20 protein-coding genes are annotated in these 18,344 nt (G+C 66.4%); 6 read left to right on the forward strand and 14 right to left on the reverse strand.

Annotated features, from left to right (window positions below; translation table 11 throughout):
- The first annotated feature begins 193 nt into the window (after positions 1-193).
- Complete coding sequence (locus tag ASC61_RS15940) at positions 194-736, forward strand: dihydrofolate reductase family protein (protein WP_162243682.1); 543 nt, start codon at positions 194-196, stop codon at positions 734-736.
- Here ASC61_RS15940 and ASC61_RS15945 read toward each other — a convergent pair.
- On the reverse strand, positions 703-1,254 hold the full coding sequence (locus ASC61_RS15945) for a GNAT family N-acetyltransferase (protein WP_056213531.1): 552 nt from the start codon (positions 1,252-1,254) through the stop codon (positions 703-705). The genes ASC61_RS15940 and ASC61_RS15945 overlap by 34 nt on opposite strands.
- A 120-nt stretch (positions 1,255-1,374) precedes the next feature.
- Here ASC61_RS15945 and ASC61_RS15950 point away from each other — a divergent pair, with 120 nt between their 5' ends.
- Positions 1,375-4,386: a BTAD domain-containing putative transcriptional regulator gene (locus tag ASC61_RS15950; protein ID WP_056213533.1), complete on the forward strand. Its 3,012-nt coding sequence runs from the start codon at positions 1,375-1,377 to the stop codon at positions 4,384-4,386.
- Here the strand turns inward: ASC61_RS15950 and ASC61_RS15955 are convergent.
- Positions 4,370-5,749 (reverse strand): neutral zinc metallopeptidase, encoded by a 1,380-nt coding sequence (locus ASC61_RS15955; RefSeq protein ID WP_200935471.1) that lies wholly within the window; start codon positions 5,747-5,749, stop codon positions 4,370-4,372. The genes ASC61_RS15950 and ASC61_RS15955 overlap by 17 nt on opposite strands.
- Positions 5,749-6,417, reverse strand: coding sequence for an LpqN/LpqT family lipoprotein (locus tag ASC61_RS19480; RefSeq protein WP_056213536.1), 669 nt, complete (start codon positions 6,415-6,417; stop codon positions 5,749-5,751). Before ASC61_RS19480 ends, ASC61_RS15955 begins: the two co-directional genes overlap by 1 nt.
- A gap of 93 nt (positions 6,418-6,510) precedes the next feature.
- On the opposite strand from ASC61_RS19480, the gene ASC61_RS15965 reads away from it, so the two are divergent.
- Positions 6,511-7,068 carry a GNAT family N-acetyltransferase gene (locus tag ASC61_RS15965; protein WP_056213537.1) on the forward strand — a complete coding sequence of 186 codons (558 nt, stop codon included), beginning with the start codon at positions 6,511-6,513 and terminating at the stop codon, positions 7,066-7,068.
- 29 nt (positions 7,069-7,097) lie between these two features.
- On the opposite strand, the gene ASC61_RS15970 is transcribed toward ASC61_RS15965, so the two are convergent.
- Together ASC61_RS15970 and ASC61_RS15975 are read right to left on the reverse strand one after the other, a co-directional pair.
- Positions 7,098-7,880: a class I SAM-dependent methyltransferase gene (locus ASC61_RS15970; protein ID WP_235503570.1), complete on the reverse strand. Its 783-nt coding sequence runs from the start codon at positions 7,878-7,880 to the stop codon at positions 7,098-7,100.
- Positions 7,881-8,020: 140 nt separating this feature from the next.
- Complete coding sequence (locus ASC61_RS15975) at positions 8,021-8,431, reverse strand: hypothetical protein (RefSeq protein ID WP_157439523.1); 411 nt, start codon at positions 8,429-8,431, stop codon at positions 8,021-8,023.
- A gap of 153 nt (positions 8,432-8,584) precedes the next feature.
- Between ASC61_RS15975 and ASC61_RS15980 the strand changes: the two genes are divergently transcribed.
- Complete coding sequence (locus ASC61_RS15980; protein WP_056213540.1) at positions 8,585-9,145, forward strand: dihydrofolate reductase family protein; 561 nt, start codon at positions 8,585-8,587, stop codon at positions 9,143-9,145.
- A 28-nt stretch (positions 9,146-9,173) separates the two neighbouring features.
- Here ASC61_RS15980 and ASC61_RS15985 read toward each other — a convergent pair whose 3' ends face one another.
- Positions 9,174-9,623, reverse strand: a complete 450-nt coding sequence (locus tag ASC61_RS15985) for a hypothetical protein (RefSeq protein ID WP_157439524.1) — start codon at positions 9,621-9,623, stop codon at positions 9,174-9,176.
- 148 nt (positions 9,624-9,771) lie between these two features.
- On the opposite strand from ASC61_RS15985, the gene ASC61_RS15990 reads away from it, so the two are divergent.
- Positions 9,772-10,587: an LLM class flavin-dependent oxidoreductase gene (locus tag ASC61_RS15990; protein ID WP_056213543.1), complete on the forward strand. Its 816-nt coding sequence runs from the start codon at positions 9,772-9,774 to the stop codon at positions 10,585-10,587.
- Between the two features lie 7 nt (positions 10,588-10,594).
- Here the strand turns inward: ASC61_RS15990 and ASC61_RS15995 are convergent, their stop codons facing one another.
- The 3 genes from ASC61_RS15995 to ASC61_RS16005 form a co-directional block, all read right to left on the reverse strand.
- Positions 10,595-11,434, reverse strand: coding sequence for a hypothetical protein (locus tag ASC61_RS15995; protein WP_056213545.1), 840 nt, complete (start codon positions 11,432-11,434; stop codon positions 10,595-10,597).
- Positions 11,435-11,560: 126 nt separating this feature from the next.
- Positions 11,561-11,914 carry a hypothetical protein gene (locus ASC61_RS16000; RefSeq protein WP_056213547.1) on the reverse strand — a complete coding sequence of 118 codons (354 nt, stop codon included), beginning with the start codon at positions 11,912-11,914 and terminating at the stop codon, positions 11,561-11,563.
- A 12-nt stretch (positions 11,915-11,926) separates the two neighbouring features.
- A complete protein-coding gene (locus ASC61_RS16005; protein WP_056213549.1) occupies positions 11,927-12,367 on the reverse strand; it encodes a hypothetical protein in 441 nt (146 codons plus the stop codon).
- 175 nt (positions 12,368-12,542) lie between these two features.
- On the opposite strand from ASC61_RS16005, the gene ASC61_RS19815 reads away from it, so the two are divergent.
- Positions 12,543-13,199 carry a hypothetical protein gene (locus ASC61_RS19815; RefSeq protein ID WP_157439525.1) on the forward strand — a complete coding sequence of 219 codons (657 nt, stop codon included), beginning with the start codon at positions 12,543-12,545 and terminating at the stop codon, positions 13,197-13,199.
- 22 nt (positions 13,200-13,221) lie between these two features.
- On the opposite strand, the gene ASC61_RS16015 is transcribed toward ASC61_RS19815, so the two are convergent.
- The 5 genes from ASC61_RS16015 to ASC61_RS16035 form a co-directional block, all read right to left on the reverse strand.
- A complete protein-coding gene (locus tag ASC61_RS16015) occupies positions 13,222-14,088 on the reverse strand; it encodes an alpha/beta fold hydrolase (RefSeq protein WP_082530718.1) in 867 nt (288 codons plus the stop codon).
- Positions 14,085-15,566: an adenylate/guanylate cyclase domain-containing protein gene (locus ASC61_RS16020; RefSeq protein ID WP_056213553.1), complete on the reverse strand. Its 1,482-nt coding sequence runs from the start codon at positions 15,564-15,566 to the stop codon at positions 14,085-14,087. Before ASC61_RS16020 ends, ASC61_RS16015 begins: the two co-directional genes overlap by 4 nt.
- A 166-nt stretch (positions 15,567-15,732) precedes the next feature.
- Positions 15,733-16,614 (reverse strand): LysR family transcriptional regulator, encoded by an 882-nt coding sequence (locus tag ASC61_RS20425; RefSeq protein ID WP_056213554.1) that lies wholly within the window; start codon positions 16,612-16,614, stop codon positions 15,733-15,735.
- Between the two features lie 53 nt (positions 16,615-16,667).
- Positions 16,668-17,408 (reverse strand): alpha/beta hydrolase, encoded by a 741-nt coding sequence (locus ASC61_RS16030; protein ID WP_200935472.1) that lies wholly within the window; start codon positions 17,406-17,408, stop codon positions 16,668-16,670.
- Positions 17,405-18,154 carry an SDR family oxidoreductase gene (locus tag ASC61_RS16035; protein WP_200935473.1) on the reverse strand — a complete coding sequence of 250 codons (750 nt, stop codon included), beginning with the start codon at positions 18,152-18,154 and terminating at the stop codon, positions 17,405-17,407. The genes ASC61_RS16030 and ASC61_RS16035 overlap by 4 nt, the downstream gene beginning before the upstream one ends.
- Between the last annotated feature and the right edge of the window lie 190 nt (positions 18,155-18,344).

Genomic DNA, 18,344 nt, shown 5'->3' on the forward strand with positions numbered 1-18,344 from the left:
ACAGACTCCACGAACGGGCGACGACGAATACGACACCGGCTGCGCGAGCAAAAGGCGTGAGCGTGCGTAGCGAGTGATGCTATCGCCGACAGCGCTGGTGTCGGCGGCATTCAGGATCGGTTGCGCGTAGTGATCTAGCCTGCAGACATAGCTCGTTCAACGGCGCTGCATGCGGCAGTCAAAGGAGAGTCTTGTGCGCATACGCACCTACACGTTTGTCACCCTCGATGGGTTTGTCTCGACGCCTGACGGCCGGCCAGTGCAGCTCCTGCTTCCGGGATTCCCCGGACGGACCGCCTACGGCCTACCCGAGTTCCTGTCGACCTGCGAGGCGGTGGTCATGGGCCGCACGACGTTCGTGCCCGCGCTCGAAGCGCCAGACTGGCCGTGGACCCAGCCGGTGTTCGTGCTCACGTCATCCGCCCTGCCTGACAACACGCCCGAGGACGTACAGACCGCGTCGAGCGCCGCCGATCTCGTCGAAGCCATGGAGACCGCCGGCGTGACTGGAGACGTCCACCTCATCGGTGGTCCGAGCACCATCCAGGCGTTCCACGAGATCGGTGCCGTTGACGAGGTCGGGCTGGTGCTGGTTCCCCTCATCCAGGGCAACGGAGTGCGGCTCGCCCATGACGACATCGAGCCGCTCTCGCTCACGCTGCAGTCGTCGCGGACGTTCCCGGACGGCGTCATCGAGGCGTTCTACGAGCCTCGGTCGGCCGCGAGCACGCCGTAGACATACATGTCCTTGCGCTCGTCGCCCACCTTCTGCCATCCACGAAGGAGTCCTTCTCGTTCGAAGCCGCAGGCCTCGGCTGCCCGCCATGAACCCTCGTTCCAGGGCTCGACGAACAGGTGCAGTCGCTCGACCTCGTCAAGCTCGAGCGCCCACGCAGTCAGCGCTTGCAATGCGGCTCGGGCGTAGCCCCGACGGCGAAGGCCAGGTGCGATCCAGTAGCCAGTCGTGGCTCGACCAGTCTCGATCTCGTGCGTCCACAGTCCGATCTGCCCAACGGCCTCGTCAGTCTCCGAGTCAGCGATCGCGAACGAATAGCCGGCGCCCCAGCTGAGCCGCTCGTGCTGCCTCTGGATGTACGCGTCGACGTCAGCTGGGGAGCCGTCGGCAGGAACCGTCGTGATCAGTGGGATCAGTGGGTCGTACGCCGCCGAGGTGACGACTTCTGCATCGCGAGCCTCAAACGGGCGCAGCGTGCACGGCGGGTTCACCAGGCGTGGGATCGAGGCTGGCAACATCCGACGAGTCTGCGAGGTGCGGGCCCGGCAACGCAACCGACGCGCGTCGATCCTGGGAGGAAGTGTCGCTGACTCGCGCGATTCGGCTCGCAAAGCGGACAGGTGCGGCACAATCGGCACGTGCACCGTGCGACCTCAGCTCCCGGGTCTGTCCACTACCGCCTGTCGGGAGGCGTCACGGTCCTGGTCGACGGCACGTCGGTCGCGGTCGGCGGACCCAAGCAGCGGCGGGTGCTCGCGGTGCTCCTGTCCCGGCTCGGCACAGTCGTCACGATCGACCAGGTCGTGGACGCGGTGTGGGGTGACGCCCCGCCGGCCAAGGCGCCGGTCTCAGTCAGGTCGTACGTCACCAACCTCCGCCGCGTGCTGCATCGCGAAGGCGTGGAGCGACTCGTCTCGGGTCCGCTCGGATACCGGCTCGATCTCGTGGACGGCGACTCTGTCGACCTCCTCGAGTTCGAGCGGCTCGCGTCCTCCGGGCGGGAGGCTCTCGTGCACCAGGACGTACGCACGGCCGCCGAGCAGCTCGGGACCGCCCTCTCGTGGTGGGTGGGAGCGCCGTACGGGGACCTTGCCGACGCTGACTTCGTTCGCGGGGAATCCGTTCGGCTGGCGTCACTGCACGACACGGCACAGGAGGCATGGTTCGACGCGTCGCTCCAGCTCGGCCTGGATGCCGAGCTGGTCCCCGAGCTCGAAGCAGCCGTCGCGACCAGCCCGCTGCAGGAAAGATTGTGGGGGCACCTGATGCTGGCCCTGCACCGGTCCGGTCGCCATGCCGACGCCCTGCACGCGTATGACCGCGTCCGGGAGGTCCTGGATCGCGAGGTCGGCGGCCGGCCGGGTGAGGGGCTGCGGGCGCTGCTGGCGAAGGTCCAGGCCCACGATCCCGAGCTGCGCCCGACATCTGAACGCACCACCCGAGAGACAGTGGCTGCTCACCGCATCGTTGGCCGCGACAGCGAGCTGGACGCACTTCGCGAGGTGAGCGTCGGGCTGACGATGATCACGGGTGAGAGCGGCATCGGCAAGACGGTTCTCGCGCAGGCCGCATTCACGTCGGCCCAGGCCACGGGACGGCCTGTGGCATGGGCGGCTCATCCCGAGGGTGTCCGTCTGCCCGCACTGTGGACGTGGATCCAGGTGCTGCGGCAGCTGGGCGAGCAGCTGGGCCCGGACGCGCGTCGGGCCGTGATCCGTGACGCGCCCGGCGTCGTCGACGCGCTCGTCCCGGAGTGGGACGAGGCGCCCGCCGCCGGCCGGCTCCCCGCGACGGGCTTCGCACTCGTCGAGGGCGTGGTCACCGCTCTTCGATCCTTGGCATCGCACGCGCCGGTGCTGCTGGTCCTCGACGACCTCCAGCACGCGGACGACGAGACGTACGACGTGTTGATCCTGCTGGTCGCACAGTTCCCCCACCTCCCGGTCAGTGTCGTCGCGACCTGGACGTTCTACGGCGACGGGCGGCCGGTGAGCCGTGAAGCCTTCGACCGCACCCTGCGTTCCGCGGGCCCGGGATCGATGCACCTCACCGGCCTTGACCCGGGGCCGGCCAGCGAGCTGGTCGCATCCATCATCGGCGCCGAGGTCGGCCCACAGACCGCGGACACGATGTGGCGCGAGACGGGCGGGAATCCGTTGTACCTCCAGGAGGTCGCGCGGACGATCGCGGAGTCGGGGCACGACGCTCCCGTGTCACGTACGGTCGTGGGCGTCCTGGACCGCCGTCTGGGCGACCTGGCCGACGGGACCCGCAGGTTGCTCGGCACGGCTGCCGTGATGGGAGCTGAGATCGACGTCGCAGCACTCGCTGACGTCCTCGACATCCCCGTCTCGCAGGTGCACGAGGACCTCGCTCCTGCCTATCTCGCAGGTCTGCTCGACGAGGTCGGTGACCGGCCGGGGGACTACCGCTTCAGCCACGGCCTGGTGCGTGACGCCTTGCTGGCTCGGCAGGACGTCGCCAGCCGTACGACCGTGCACGCCAAGATCGCGCGACTCGGCGCGACCTCGGTGGCGACCACCGAGTACGAGCGAGCTGTGGCGCTGGCGGATCATGCCTGGCGTGCGGGGGCCGAGCTCGACGCCGAGACCGCAGTGCGGATCATCGATGCGGTCGTCCAGAGGGCGCTTGGTCGATCGCGCTATGCCGACGTCGCAGACCTCGCCGAGCGAGCCGTCCAGGTCTGTGCCCGTCTCACGGCCACCCCGGAGGAGTTGGAGCGCGAGGCGATGCTGTGGCTTCATCTGGCCAGCGCGAGGACGATCCTGGACGGCCAGACCGACGAGGCAGCCGGCATCGCGATCCGGCGGGCGTTCGAGATCGGTCAGTCGTCCAAGGGGCGGGGCTACTACAGCGCGGTCGCGATGCACTGCATGATGCTGTGCGGCACCGGACGCCTCGACGAGGCTGAGCCGATCGCTCGCGGTCTACGTGAGGAGTACGAGTCATCGGGTGCGCGGGACGTCGGCGAGGTGGGCGACCTCACCGAGATCATGCTCTCGGTGCTTCGCGGCGACGTCGATCAACTCATCGCTGCCGGAAGACACATGATGGTGACCTTCCCGGCGCCTGAGACGGTCACCGACCCCCTCCACTTCTTCCACCCGCGGGCGCTGTGCTGGATGGCGATCGGCGAGGCGACGCGCGGCGACGAGACGGCTGCTCGTGGCTACCTCGCCGAAGCGATCGAGCTGACGCAGAGCCGCGGCGACGTCTTCAGTGTCGTGGTCAACAGCGTGGCCGAGATCGAGATCGACGCGATCCTGGGGATCACCGACGGTACGGCCGAGCGCGCGGCCGAGGTCGACAAGGCGTTCCGGGCTGCCGGCAGCGACCAGTGGGCTGCTGTGGCGCAGATCGTCGGTCTGTGGGCGCAGACGCTGCAGGGCAGTGCCCTCGACCACGGGCCCGAGGCCGAGGGAGCGTTCGAGGCGTACACGATCGACGGCACGACCGCCGCGACGTCGTTGCTGCGCTGCCTGCTCGCCGACATCGAGAGCCATCACGGTCGCCGGGAGACCGCCCTCTCGCTGCTCGCCCAGGCCGAGCGTGTCGCCGCGGCGACGGGCGAGCGAGCCTGGGACCAGATGATCGCCAACCGCCGCGACGTGCTCACTTCTTCGCCTTGAGGTCCAGGCAGCTGTTGGCGCCGTCGATGACGCCTTGACGGAATGCCTCGACCCGGCCGTAGCCGGCACCCTGTCGTTCGGCGTCGCCGTCGCCGCGGAACACCAGCAGTGCCTTGATGCCTTCGTCGAGGTCGCCGGGGGAGATGCTGTAGCTGCTGGTCTTGGCCCGGTTGTGCAGGATCACGCTGGCCGTGTAGCCGCCGGCGAAGCAGTCGCTCTTGAGCGTTGCCGTCTTCTCGTCCGAGGTGTCACCCAGTCGCGCCAAGGTTGCCAGCCCCCACTGCGTCGTCAGCAGCGTCGCGACCGCGTAGTCGCCGCCCTGGCGGTAGATCTCGGGCATCGTGTCGACGTTGTCGAAGCCGATGTAGTCCTCGGGCACACAGTAGAAGAGCGAGAATCCCGCGGTCGACTCGCCGTTGCAGGTCGGCGGGTTCGCCGGGTCGTACGGCTTGAAGTCGGTCAACGGCTTCCAGGCCTTGCCGCCGGAGATTCCCGGGTAGAGCTGGGAGAAGAAGTCCTCGATGTCGTACGGAACCTTGTTGACGATCTCGTCGTACGGAGCGTCGCCCCCGCGGTCGGCGTCCTCCTGCGTGCTGAACGGCAGCTCGAGCACCACGGGATCTCCGTCGTGATAGGTCTTGCACTTGGTCGGGCCGCTGTCGAACCCGTCCTGGAAGGCGCTGACCCGGTCGAAACCGCTGCCGTGCGCCGAGGCGTCGGTGGCTTCGGTGCCCGGGTTGTCGCGCAGGTCGAGGATCCCGGCGAGGGCCGTGTCGAGGTCGCCGGCGGTGACCTTGAAGATCTTCGCCTTGGCCGCATGGGCGGACCATGCGCCGGCGAAGCAGTCGGCCTGCAGCTCAGAGGACACCGTCAGCTTGTTGGCGTCGAAGAACCCTGCGCGCTGTTGCATCGCGTGCCCCCACTCGTGCGCGAGCACGACCGGGATGACGAAGTCGCCGTACTTCTTCTGCAAGGACGGCAACAGGTCCTGCGCGTCCCACGCCACCGAGTCGTCCAGCTTGCAGTAGAAGGCATTGCCCTGCACGTCCGAATAGCTGTTCGCGCACTCGGGACCCTTGGTGGACTGCTCGGTCGAGGCATACAGGCCGCCCTTGACCGGCTTGTACTTCGATCCGTACAGCTTCGGGAACTCAGCAGTCCAGTAGTCCTGCAGATCTGCGATGGCCTTGATCGCGAGCTTGTTGACGGGCGCCGAACGATCGCCGTCGATCTTCACCGAGCTCACAGCGGTCCTCGGCGGCTTGGACGTCCCCTTCTCGTCCGAACCGCCACCACACGCCGTCAGCAGCAACAGTGTGGCCGCCACGAGGATTGCGGTGGTCTGCCGCCTCGCACCCATCATCACGAGATGGTCGTCGAGCTGTCGATGTCGTTCATGACGGCGGTCAGGACGTCGACCTCGTCCTGCGTCGCGTACGCATTGAGCTGCAGGACGTAGAGGCCGCCGGACGCAGCCGGCACCACCACGGTCTTCTGCGCGATCAGCATCGGCGTGCCCTTGACGTCGACCGTCCCGCCGTACTGCACGGCGTCATAGCCACCCAGCTTGCTCGGGCTGGCCGGCGACAGCTCCTTGAAGCCCTCGAGGTTCTTCAGCTCCTGCGGGGCGTACTCGAGGATCTTGGCGGCCTCGACGTTGCCCTCGAGCTTGGAGAACAGCGCCAGCACGTGTGGCGGGTTCGCCGGGTCGGCTGCGCCCTTGTAGACGATCGCGCCGTACGAACCGGCGTCCCCGTAGTCCTTGGTCGTCTCCCAGCCGTCGGGCACCGGCAGGTCGACCGTGACGCCGTCGCTGTCCTCGCGGGTCAGGGCCGTCTCGGTGGCGCCGGACTGCTTGATGTAGTCCGCCACGGTCGGTGTTGAGGCCGACGCGCTGGGTGACGGCTTGGCGCTCGACTTCGTCGGCGCAGGATCGCTCTTCGGGTCGTCGCTGCCGCCGCACGCACCGAGGGTGAGCGCGACGGTGAGGGCGATGCCGGCAGTGGCGACGGAACGGCGGGTGAGCTTCATGGGTTCTCCTGGGAGTGGGACGACACCACCACGGACGCTAGGGCGTACCGATTGGAGAATTGTTGGAGTTGAGTCGTTGGCGACAATGTGTCCATGACACAGCGGACACTCACGACAGCACGGATCGTCCTGGTGCCCCTCGATGATGAGCACTTCGAGCTCGAGGTCGAACTGGACTCCGATCCGGAGGTGATGCGCCATCTCGGTGGGGCGGCCCGCTCGCGCGCCCAGACGCAGGAGGCGCACGAGCGCCGACTTCGCGCCGCGCAGAAGGTTCCGGGCCTGGGATTCTGGGTCGGATTCGTCGACGGTGAATTCATCGGGTGGTGGATCCTCCAGCCGCCGCACGGGCCAGACCAGCCAGAGGTCGAGGGAGAGGCGGAGCTCGGCTACCGCCTGTTGCGGAAGCACTGGCGCCTCGGCTACGCCAGCGAAGGCTCGCGCGAGCTCATCCGCCACGGATTCGAAGAGCTCAGGCTGACCCGGATCTTCGCGCAGACGCTCGCTGTCAACACTGCTTCACGGGCCACCATGTCCAGCGCCGGTCTCACGTTCGCTCGCGCGTTCGCCTCGAGCGAGTCGATCCCCGGTGCGGAGCACGGTGAGGTCGAGTACGAGATCACCCGGGACGCCTATGAGACCGGCCTCTAGCGAGGCAGAGGCCGGCGGAGTGAGGGTGGTCAGGCTGGTCGCGCGCAGGCGAACATGACAGTGCGGATGCGCCTCTCGGCGAGATTGGCCACCTGATTGGCGGCCATCGGCCCGAATGCCTCGCCGAGGAAGGCCGAGAACGTGACTGGCGGTGGCCCGTCTCGTTCGATCCGGGCTCGCATCTGCTGGAACCACACGAGGCTCTCGTCGGAGGAATCGACTTCAGAGATGATCTCGAAGCCGGCTTCGTGGAGCAGCTCGCGCATGTCTTCCGGGGTTGCGAGGAAGCTCGTCGACGGGTCGTTGGCCCACGGCACCGGATATCTGACGTCGCCGCCCTCACCCTGCAGCACGTCGTACGCGACGAATCTGCCGCCGGGTCTGAGCACACGGAACGCCTCGGCGTAAAGCGCATGCTTGTCGGAGATGTTCATCGCCACATGGACGGTCAGCGCCGCGTCGACAGCGCCGTCAGGCAGACCGGTGTCCGTGGCGTCCCCGACCTGGAAGCGCGTCCGGTCGGACAGGCCCGTCCACTCCGAGAGTGCCGTCGCCACCTCGCAGAATTCGGAGGTGAGGTCGACGCCGGTGACCATGCACCCGGTCACCTCCGCCAGTGTCCGCGCCGGACCGCCCAAACCACTGCCGAGGTCGAGCACATGAGAGCTGGCACTCAGGCCCAGGGCCTCGACGATCTCCAAGGTTGCCGCACGGCCGCGAATGTGGAACTCATCGACCGGAGCGAGGTCGAGCGGTCTGAGCGCTGCACGATCGATGCCGGCCGCATCCAGGGCAGAGCTGATGGCCGCCACGAGACCACCCGAGCCACCGTAGAACCGCGAAACCTCGGTCATTGCGTCATCTTCGCACCGACCTGCCGCGACGTCGACGGGGAGGATCCCACCAGCTATTCGCCATTCACCGGGCCGCGTTCCGTGGCCCTGCGTTGACGTCACGACGCTCGTGGGTGCCCGGGCCTGGAGAGCTGGAGCCGCACCACGATCCACGTCCAGATCGTCGACACGACCCCCAGGATGGCGCCGCCGATGCCGCGCCAGACGGTCCCGTCCTCCGCGCCCGAACCATAGGTGAGCAGCGCCAAGCAGTACGCAACGGCGAAGCCAGTAGCCGGAGCGGCCAGCGCAGCGAGCACGAGGGTGCGGAACCGACTGAGGGTGAACGCAGCGAGAAGTGACGGCGCCAGTGAGATGCCTGCGGCCCAGCCGTAGAACTCGAGCTCGTCGCTCGCTGCGGGCAGGCCTTGGAGCCAGACCGCGTACAGCACGGCCGTGGCAACCGTCAGTCCCCATGCCGTCGCGGCCGCCTGGATCCGACTGCCTCGACGCGGTGGGTGCTCCGTCACCCTCGGACCCTCTCACGGGGGCGACGGACGCGTACGACCTTTGCGGCATGGGTGCGGCTCGGCGCGGTGTCGTATCGGGGTCCTCCCGTTCGTGGTGATGACAGAGGCGCACCACCACGGTCGCGCCGACCGGAAGCGAATCAAGGAGGAACCATGTCACTCTCGGTGCTCGACATGTCTGTCTCGGTCGACGGCTTTGTCGCCGACGCCAACGACTACCTCGGTGGTGAGGATGGGGAGCGGCTGCACGCGTGGGCCGATTCGCGGGATCCCTCGCGACCGGTCCAGCAGTTCGAGGACGAGTGGAACGCGGCAGGGGCGATCCTTGCCGGCCGCCGGACTGCGGAGCTCATGGATCACTGGGGTGGTTCGCACGGCGGGCTTCCCATCTTCGTGCCGAGCCATCGCCCGCCTCCTCCGGCTGCCCGCTGGGGCTACCCGTTGGTCACGTACGTCTCCGACGGCATCGAGAGCGCCATGGCGCAGGCCAAGGCTGCCGCCGCCGACAAGAATGTCCAGGTCCGTGGCGCCAACGTGGCACAGCGGGCCCTTGAGGCGGGGGTGCTCGACGAGATCCAGATCCACCAGATCCCCGTCCTGCTAGGAGACGGTCGCCGCCTCTTCGACGTCTTGCCGGGGCTTCTCGAGCTCGAGATCCGCCACGTGATCGACACCCCGGAAGCGACCCACATCCGGTACGCCGTCCGCCGTTGAGCGACTTCCTTGATCCAGTTGAACGCGACTACCGATGCAGTTCGACGTCAAAGACCAGACTGGTGAAGTCGGGGTCGAATCCGATGTCGTTGCACGCGTACCGCCGTACGCCGTCGTCGTGGACCTCCAGATACATCCCCGAGGTGTGGCTCTGGGACTCACGGCCTTTCGATCGGCCGGAGTCCCAGATGTTGTAGAACACCAGCTTCCCGTCAGTCTTGACGATCTCAACATCGACCTGCGGAGGGGCGGAGTCGGTCCAGACGATCCACTGGTCGCGCTCCTCGTCTCCGATCCGGACCGCACCCTCGGTAGCAATGAACAGGCCTTGCCGCCACCGCTCACCGACGGAGATGACGGAGAACGTGACGCGTTGGCCAGCGGCGACGTCAAGCGACTCGATCAGGACGACAGGCGCGCCGTCTGGAGCGAGGAGGGATCGATTCAGGGTGCGACCTGGCAGCGGCATTCTGGGCACGGCACGACGGTACCGGCCGGCGACGGGCCAGCTGAACCTTCACAGGCGCGCGGGTGCTTTGTAGGGTGCAAGTCGTGCTCGCCTGCGACTTCGTCCGTGCCCTTCGGCCAGTTGCGCCGCGCGCCGCCGACGGCCAGGAGACTCATAGATGACCTCTTCTGGCGCGCCGTTTCGATTCGGGGTGGTGACCCCCGTCCTAGACAGTCCGGCCAAGTGGCGAGATGAGGTGCGACGAATTGCCGACCTCGGCTACTCGACGCTGCTGATGCCTGACGTACCCGGGTGGCAGCCGGCCCCCGGACCGGCGTTGGCGGTGGCCGCGAGTCTCGCAGACATTCGGGTGGGGACGTGGGTCTATGCCTCTCCGCTGCGTCCTGCCTCGACTCTGGCGTGGGAGGCGCACTCGTTGTCGGAGCTGACCGACGGACGGTTCGACCTTGGTATCGGGACCGGCAGACCCGGGCTCGACGACCTGCTGCGAGAACTCGGTCTGCCAGTGCTCTCGCCGGGTGAACGACTGACGAGCATCCAGGACACGGTTGCCTTGCTGCGCACGTACGACGGCCCGGACAGGCATACGCCGGTCGTGATGGCCGTGCGGGGGCCTAAGGCACGCGCGCTCGCCGCCGAGATTGCCGACATGGTCACGTTCGTGATGTCACCGGGTAGCACCCGGGACGAGGTGGTGCAGATGGCGCGAGAACTTCGAGCTGTGCGTGACGTACCCGTCGCTCTGCACGTCTCAGTCGTCGGGGACGATGTCGCCCCGTTCATGGCCGGCCCCGACACGGACCCTGCCGAACTCCGTGCAGCGGACTCGCTGGCGATCCTGCCCGCTGACCCCGCCGCGGCGGTGGAGGAGCTGCAGCGATGCCGCGAGGAGATCGGCGCGACCTACGTGGTCATCGGCTCCAACTCCGCGGACACCGTGGCCCCGGTCGTCGCTCAGCTCGCGGGCAGCTAGCCGCCCACTACCTCGGGCCGGCGCGTACGCCTTCAGAAATCGCGGGGAGGAACTCGGTGAGGGCGGCCGTGTCCACCCCATCGCTACCCCGCCACCAGCAGACTGGGTATGCGCGTTCGACGAAGTGATGGTCAGGTGAGGGACGACTGTCGTACGGAACAAAGTCGTCTTTGCAACTGCTCTGCTTGGCCGCTCGAAGGACACCACAAACTCCGAGGATGTCGACTGTCACCTCGCGCTCGGCCTTGTTGCCCGCAAACGATTTCAGACGTGGCGCGACTTTGGTTGCGGTGTCATCAGCCGCCGCCGAGCGCAGGGTCGTCACCATGTGCCGACCTGCGTTCTTGCCCGCCTCCGTGAGCGGCACTCTTGGCGCATTCTCGAATTGCTCCAGGTCGAAAGCCAAGTAGGCGACATCGTCACGTCGCACCCCGCCCCATTTGAACCGCTCGAAATTCAGGACGTTGAGGTCCTCCTCTTGGTCCTCGAAGAGCCCGCAGACCCTGCAGGCTCGGCCCCTCGCGTCGGGCGTGAATTCATGGGATGGCAGATGGCGAGCGACGGCGTACGAGCCGAGAGCGGAGCGAAGGTCGAGCCGACGCGACTCTAGGCTCGCTAGGAATGCGTCGCCAATCTCGGCGATGTCGATGCGGCTCGCGGCGGCTCGCGCTCGAGAAACCCACTCGTCGTGGTCCACGATGGCGGTGTCGCGGAACATGACCCCGGCCTCGATGGCTCCCTCATACTCCGCCGTACTCGGAAACTGCGGCGGCTGCTTCCAGCCTTGGCTCGACCAAAACGTTTGCAGGAGCGGTCGAAGTGCCTGAGCGCTGGCGTCATACGGCATACCCAGAGCCTAGAACTGGCACAGCGCGGTTGAGCCCGAGCACCGGACAGAACGACATCCGGTGGAACGACGCGTCCAAGGAGCAGCGCTCATGTGAGCACCAACCATGGATGAACACACAAACGATCACTCGCAGGCCGCCGTGCCTGGTAAAGCCCTACGAAGGAGCAGGATGTATTCGTCGAGCAGATCGAAGAGCTTGGACAACGCTTCAGCGTCCTGCCTCTCGTCGAACCGCTGCATCGTCGGCAGTCGATCCTTTGGGTAGAGCTCGCAGAGAACCATCCAGGGCCACGCCAATTCTGATCGCGTATTGCCCCGGTCTATCAGCCAATCGCTGAAGTCGCGCAGGAACTTGTGATCGTTGCCCTGCTCGTATCCCTGGATATAGCAACAAACTCCATGGAAGGTGGCTCGCGGGACGAACATCGCGGGCCGACGCCGGAGTTGCGGCAGGAACTCAAAGAATGGTTCGGCCATCCCAACACTGTGTCACCCAGCGACCTCGTGACGTCGACGAATCAGCCAGAATGTGCCTAGCACTGCGGCCACGAAGTAGAGGTCTGAGAAGACCACCAGTCCGACCTTGAACAGGCTGCCGATGGAGTCGTCTCCGAAACGGTTGTGTGAAGCCGAGAACGGAATCATCAGAGTCAACAAGACGACGACAGAGAGAGTGTCCAAACTCCCTTGTTCAAGGTCCTGCCGATCTAGCGACGGTCGCAACACGAGGGCGAAGATCGGCAGAATGACGATTCCCAGTGCGGCCGAGACGGCGATCGTCTCAACCCACCGCGTTGTCTGCCAATCCATTCGTACGGCACGAAGCCGGAAGAAATCCAGCGCAAGGCCGGACACTCCCATCGCCAGAACCACGGCAACAGCGACGTGTGGGTGCTTGCGAAAGTAGGACGTGAGCCTCCGGCGTTTCACTGGCGGATTCTCTCACGGTCGATCACCTCATGGACTGGGCCGGACGATGTGCCGGTGCGTGGGCTGCGGAACGCTGGGTGTGGCGGTGTCGGTCTACGATGACGGCGTGTCCCGAATCCGGATCTCGAGCCGAGCGCCGGTCGCCAGACGGCTGTCAGCTCGACGGGTTGTGGCCATGGGCGTCGCACTTCTCGTTCTTGTTGGTGTCGGTGGTTGCGGAGGGGACGACGAACCGAAAGCTGTGGCGCCAGCGAGGTCTTTGGATTCGTTGATCGCGCGCTACTACGCCGCGCTTGCAGCAGGAGACGGACGAACGGCTTGCGCTCTCACTGCCACGGAATCGGTCACGTTGTACGAACGCCAACAAGGTCAATCGTGCGAGACCTACATGAGCGAATTGATTCGTTCCTGGGGGCCTGCCACTCGCCGCATGGTGGGCGAGATTGAGCTCAGCGGGGATCGCGAGCACATCAGGAACATCGAGGGCGGTTGGTCCGGGTTCGACCCCCTGGCCCCGCTCCTCATCGATCGATCCGAAGCCGAAATCCGCACCCTGCTCGGCAGTGAGCTCGAGGACTTCGATAGATCGGCGAAGCTCAATGCGATAAGAGCCCGGGCAGCGAAGGATCCTGCCCGCGGTACAGGTGAATCCCTCACCGTGTTCGACACCTACGGGTTTGACCATCCGGTCGCCTTCTTCTTGATCAGCCATGTCGGAGGGTTGGTCCAGGACGCGTACGACCTGAACTTCGACAAGCCAGGGCAGAAGCCGCATTGGGTCATGGGCAAGGTCCAAGGACGGGACATCCTGGGCGAGCGCATGCTCCCTTAGGGCGTGCTTGTGCTGAGGCAGGCTAGTCCGATTGCCCGCCGGAGGTGATCCCGGCCGCCGCCACCTGACGATCCAGCCAGCCCCGCATCAGCAGTCCGGTCTGTTCGGGGTCGTCGAACATCGGTAGGTGGCCGACCCCCGACAGGACGTGGGACTCGGCGTGCGGGACAGCCTCGAGCCACAGAGGCTGCTCGTGGACCATCGGCGTGAAGCGGTCCTTCTCGCCCCAGGCCAGCATGAATGGCACAGGCGCCTCAGGCGTTGACTCGAGCCGAAAGGCGGAGAATCCCGGAAGCAGGTTGGCCCAGTCGCCCTTCGCGCTGTTCCTGCGAATCTGGATGGCTTGTCGAGCTGAGATCCGGCCGCCGTCCTCGAGCACTGCTCGTAGCGCGACTCGCCTCATGCGCGCGGACGAGAGCACGACCGGCACGAGCAGGCGCTGTGGCAACGACAGATTGTTGAGCATGTCGAAATGCTTCACGAGTCGCTGGGTCTGCTCCTGGTTCGAGCCGCCAGCAGGGCATATGGCGAGTGCACTGCGCGCCCTGCCCTCCCTCGCGACGCCAAGGGCAGCGAGGCCACCGAGAGAGCAACCGATGATGTGCGCGGACTGGAACCCCGCACGGTCCATCTCCTCGGCGACCCCGCGGGTCAGGTCGTCCAAGGTGATCGGACCGGCCAGCGGGTTCCCGCCTTCCCAGCCCGCGAGGGTCGGCGCAATGATCTCGAACTTGTCCGCGAGATGCCGGAGCACGGGCTGCCACTTGCTCCACGGGTTTGCACCCATGTGCAGTAGCACCAGAGGTTCCCCGGACCCCATGTGAAGTGTCCGTCGTCCGCTGTTCGTCACCTCGACAGAACGCTTGAGGCGGGTGATCCCCGACGTCATGGGACGCGGGCTCCCCGATCGGTCGCATTCGCGAACCTGGCCATCGCTCGCATCAGGCGGGGTGCGCGGCGAGCGGCCTGCACGGCGACCTTGTCCATCGAGGTCTGGGGAGACCCAGTGAGTGGAATGCTTCGAGGGCCACGTGCCTCGTGGAACCGGTAGAGCTCCCACATGCCGGGGACCCCCTTCAGTTCTCTCTCACCCACCCGCTCGAACTCCAGCCCTGAGCCGATCACCAGATCGCGTACCGTCCGCGAGACGTACACCTCGCCGGCTCCCGCGGCAGCCATGACTCGTGCCCCGACGTGGACGTTCAGCCCAGTGACGCGGCCCAGCTCCCGTTGCAGCTCCCCGGCGTGCACACCGCACCGGACTCCGATGCCGGCAGCACTCGCCTCTCGTGCGATGCGTTCGGCACAGTGGACGGCGACGCCCGGCATGTCGAGCAGGCTCAGAGATCCGTCTCCGCTGAAGTCGAGCACCTGGCCGTCGGCGTCGGACACCGCGGCCTTCACCGCGTGTTCGTGGACGGACCTCAACCGCTGGTACTCCTGATCGCCGACCTTGGCCAGCAACTCGGTCGATGAGACCAGGTCGGTGAAGAGGACCGTGCCGAAGAAGCGGTTGTCCTCGGCCGCCCTCTTGGGCCCCAACGCGAGCTCGAGGAGGTGCATGACCACGGGGTAGTACGCCTCACCGATCGAGGAGCCTGGCGCCGGTGCCGGCATCACATGCAGGGTGGCGTTCGGCATCTGCGCGACCATCGGCTCGGTCCAGGACAACGGGCAGATGCCGCCGTCCTGGATCAGCACCCGGGTCGGTGCCTGTATCGCCGGCAGGAGGTGGGTGAAGTCGAGTCCGGCGGACCAGCCCCAGTGCGCGCGGGCCTCGGTCGGCGACATCGAGCTGCGCTCCAGCATGGCCATCAACCGACGGTTGTTGGTGGACCGCATCTCCGCGTTCCACATGTCCATGGTCCGCCCGCTGCCCCAGTTGTGCGCGATGTTGTGGACCACCTCCGCCATCGCGGCGACCTCGTCGTCGTCGGCCCACGGGTCGTCGCAGGTCCCGTCGATGGCCTGAGGGAACGGCATCCAGAGGCACAGGCCGGCGACGCGCTCGGGGTATCGGGCCGCCACCATCGCTGCCGGACCACAAGCGCTTCCAGGTGCGCCGATGACGGCCCGCTGCATTCCGGCGGCATCCATGACCGCGATGATGTCGTCGGCCTGCTGCTCGAGCGTCGGCACGTAGTCGATCCGGTCGGACAAGCCGAATCCGCGCCGTTGGAAGAGGGCGATGCGACCATTGCGCGCCACGGCACCCAGATTCGCCTCGGTGTGGGGGTCGGCCCACAACAAGTCGAGGTGCATGATCTCGCTGCCGTAGTAGACGAACTCTCCGGGCCCCGTCCCGAAGACTTGGAATGCGAGTCCTGCACCCTCACGATCGATGTATTTCGTATCGGGGGGTGTCACAAGTCCATCAAACCGCAAATCCCTCCAACTCAGGCCAAAACAGGGAGAACTCGGACTCTCGGATTGCCGCCCTGATCGCGGAGGACACGGAGGAGCTCGGCGCGCCGCGGCGACATTCGTTCGAGGCACAGGATCGTGCGATCTGACAATTGGGCTGCTGCGCAGTTCAGATGAGCGTGCCCGCAGAGGTTTCGGCGGCAGTGACAAAGCTCGACAAGCCAATGTCGAGGCGTCGGGCAGCATCCATCGCAAGCAAGACGCGTGTGGGTGAGAGATCCTCCACTGGTACGACCGTGACGTCAGGACGTCGGTAGAACGTGCACGCAGACCGCGGCAGGATCACCACGCCTTTCCCTGCGGCGACGCCTTCCAGCTTGTCCTCGACCGTGAGGGCGTACGCACCGGCTTGGATCGCTCGCCGTCTGACACCGGGGTCATGCGCTGCCCACTCAGGCACCGCCGCGGGGTCTTGAAGGAGTCGCTCGGCGGACAGCTCACCCATCGTGACCGTCTCCTTCTGAGCCAGGGGATGGTCGCTTGGGACGACTGCGTCGCGGGGCTCCTCGAGCATCGGCACGATCCACAAGCCTTGGTGGTCGAGCGGTTCCCTGGCGAACGCCGCATCGACCTGCCCAGAGCGAACGACTTCCGTCTGGTTGCTCCAGTCCAGGCGCAGTGTCTCGACCCGAGCGGAAGGCAGGAGTTCCTCGAACGCCTTGACGACGCCGGTCACCATCAGTCCTGGCATGAAACCGACTGTGAAAACGGCCGACGGCTCGAGGGACTGCTGCAGTCGGCGCCGGACAGCGCCGGCTTGGGCGAGCAGGGGCCGGCCGTCCTCGAGCAGGAGAGCACCGGCCGGAGTCAGGTCGGTTCCTCGGCGACCTCGTGCGAACAGCTCGGCGCCGAGCTCGGACTCCAGCGCCTTGATCTGGCGCGACAGGACAGGCTGCGCAATGTGAAGCCGTTGAGCGGCTCGTCCGAAGTTGAGTTCCTCGGCAACGGCGACGAAGTATCGCAGCTTGCGTAGGTCGATGTCTTGGGGCATTAGTCATCCTCTCCGATACCCAAAGAGTATCAATCATACGAGGAATCCGGCCGTCAGACGTCGGCCTCACTTCGCCGTCCTTGTTGCTGATCGCGCTTGCGCTCACCAGCGGTGAGGTGGCGTGCCACGAAGGCGGCGAAGTCCGTCACCTCCTTGCCAGCGACATCGTGGCCAAGTTGTTCGTAGACACGGGTCGTTGCATGACTGTGCTTCGTCATCCACGCTTGTGTGCGCTCGATCGCCCTCTGCGGGATGACGAAGTCCTGCTGACCGCGTCCCCAGAAGATGGGCAGCTGGAGGCGTGCGAGTGTGGAGTCGCCGGACTGGACGTCGTTGACGACGAACCCCGCCAAGTTCACGCCGTAGTCGAACGATTCAGGCCGGGTCCTCATCAGCTGCAGCACCATCGCTCCGCCTTGGGAGAACCCGAGCAGCCCGATGGAACTCGGCTTGAAGGTCAACGCGTCGAGCCAGTCGAGGACAGCGCTGACGGCCCGTGCTGCCACCTGGGGTTGGGGGTCGCCGATGGGGTTTCCGCGGCTGGGAAACCATGCATAGCCCCCGGCCTCGGCGTGCGGGGCTCGTAGGGACGCGATGACCAGCTCTGCGCTGAGATCGTCACGGAACTGGAACAGATGCTGCTCGTCGTAGCTCCAGCCGTGCATCTGAATCAGCAGAGGGCGGCCATCTCGTTCGCCCTCGGGCGCTGACCACGCGACAACATCCGGGTCGAGCCAGTCATGACCGGCTCGTGCGCTCCCACCAACGATCAGGTGCCCGCTGCCGCGTGTCACACCAAGACCGTTCCGCCGTCGACCCGCAGGATCGCGCCAGTGCCGTGCTGCTGCTCCATCGCGTACACATAGGCGAGCGCGACGTCCTCGGCCTCACCCACGCGGTTCAACGGCAGCGCGGTCGCTGCTGAGTCGAAGAACTCCTGCCTGGCGTCGTCATCGAGCGCGGCCCACAGGGGGCTACGGATGACTCCGGGGGAGACCGCGTTGACTCGCACAGGCGCGAGCTCCACGGCCAGCGTGCGGGTCAGTGCGTCGGTCGCGCCGCACACGGTTGCTCCGAGGAGCCAGCCGGGGCCTGGTCGATCACTGGCGGTCCCGGTGGTGAGGGTGATCGATCCGCCAGGCCGCAGTGCCGGCGCGATGGCGCGAACCACGTCGATGGCGCCATAGAAGCGGGTGCTGAAGAAGTCCTGGACCACGTCTCTCGTCAGGTCAGCGAGCGGCACCAACGACAACGGCTCGCCGGCCGTGAAGACCAAGTGATCGATGGGTCCGTACGCGGTCGCCAACGCGGAGACTTGGGCGTAGTCAGTCAGGTCACAGACACCACCTTCGGATCCGGGGAGGTGGTCGAGTGCCGATTGCACACTGGCCTCTTTTCGCGACACCACGATGGGCGTCGCGTCGCGCTCAAGAACCGCGCGAGCGACGGCCAGGCCGATTCCTGATGTGCCGCCGACGATGAGAACTCTATTTCCGGAAAGCATGTTGGACTCCTTGAGGATGCGGGTAGATCGCCGCATCCAGCGTGTGCTTCCCGAGAACGCTTGTCCAAGACCTCTTTCGTCAACTGTGATGTCGTACAGGTATCAGGAAAGCGGCCCAAGCGCACCCAGCATGGGGTGAAGGGTGGGGCCATCTCAGGGCTCATCTGGAGGAGCCACGTTGAGCCCGAGGCGGCCCAAAGGCGGCGCACCCGCGGCGGAATGGCGC

The organism is Aeromicrobium sp. Root344, from assembly GCF_001425755.1.
Lineage (GTDB): Bacteria > Actinomycetota > Actinomycetes > Propionibacteriales > Nocardioidaceae > Aeromicrobium.

Excerpts from the sequence above, each read along its gene's own strand:
- ASC61_RS16015 (WP_082530718.1), bottom strand. The coding sequence starts at position 14,088 with ATGACGTCGGGGATCACCCGCCTCAAGCGTTCTGTCGAGGTGACGAAC.
- ASC61_RS16035 (WP_200935473.1), bottom strand. The coding sequence starts at position 18,154 with ATGCGGCGATCTACCCGCATCCTCAAGGAGTCCAACATGCTTTCCGGA.
- ASC61_RS19815 (WP_157439525.1), top strand. The coding sequence starts at position 12,543 with ATGGGCGTCGCACTTCTCGTTCTTGTTGGTGTCGGTGGTTGCGGAGGG.
- ASC61_RS15980 (WP_056213540.1), top strand. The coding sequence starts at position 8,585 with ATGTCACTCTCGGTGCTCGACATGTCTGTCTCGGTCGACGGCTTTGTC.
- ASC61_RS20425 (WP_056213554.1), bottom strand. The coding sequence starts at position 16,614 with ATGCCCCAAGACATCGACCTACGCAAGCTGCGATACTTCGTCGCCGTT.
- ASC61_RS16000 (WP_056213547.1), bottom strand. The coding sequence starts at position 11,914 with ATGGCCGAACCATTCTTTGAGTTCCTGCCGCAACTCCGGCGTCGGCCC.
- ASC61_RS15995 (WP_056213545.1), bottom strand. The coding sequence starts at position 11,434 with ATGCCGTATGACGCCAGCGCTCAGGCACTTCGACCGCTCCTGCAAACG.
- ASC61_RS15990 (WP_056213543.1), top strand. The coding sequence starts at position 9,772 with ATGACCTCTTCTGGCGCGCCGTTTCGATTCGGGGTGGTGACCCCCGTC.
- ASC61_RS15955 (WP_200935471.1), bottom strand. The coding sequence starts at position 5,749 with ATGATGGGTGCGAGGCGGCAGACCACCGCAATCCTCGTGGCGGCCACA.
- ASC61_RS19480 (WP_056213536.1), bottom strand. The coding sequence starts at position 6,417 with ATGAAGCTCACCCGCCGTTCCGTCGCCACTGCCGGCATCGCCCTCACC.
- ASC61_RS15945 (WP_056213531.1), bottom strand. The coding sequence starts at position 1,254 with ATGTTGCCAGCCTCGATCCCACGCCTGGTGAACCCGCCGTGCACGCTG.
- ASC61_RS15965 (WP_056213537.1), top strand. The coding sequence starts at position 6,511 with ATGACACAGCGGACACTCACGACAGCACGGATCGTCCTGGTGCCCCTC.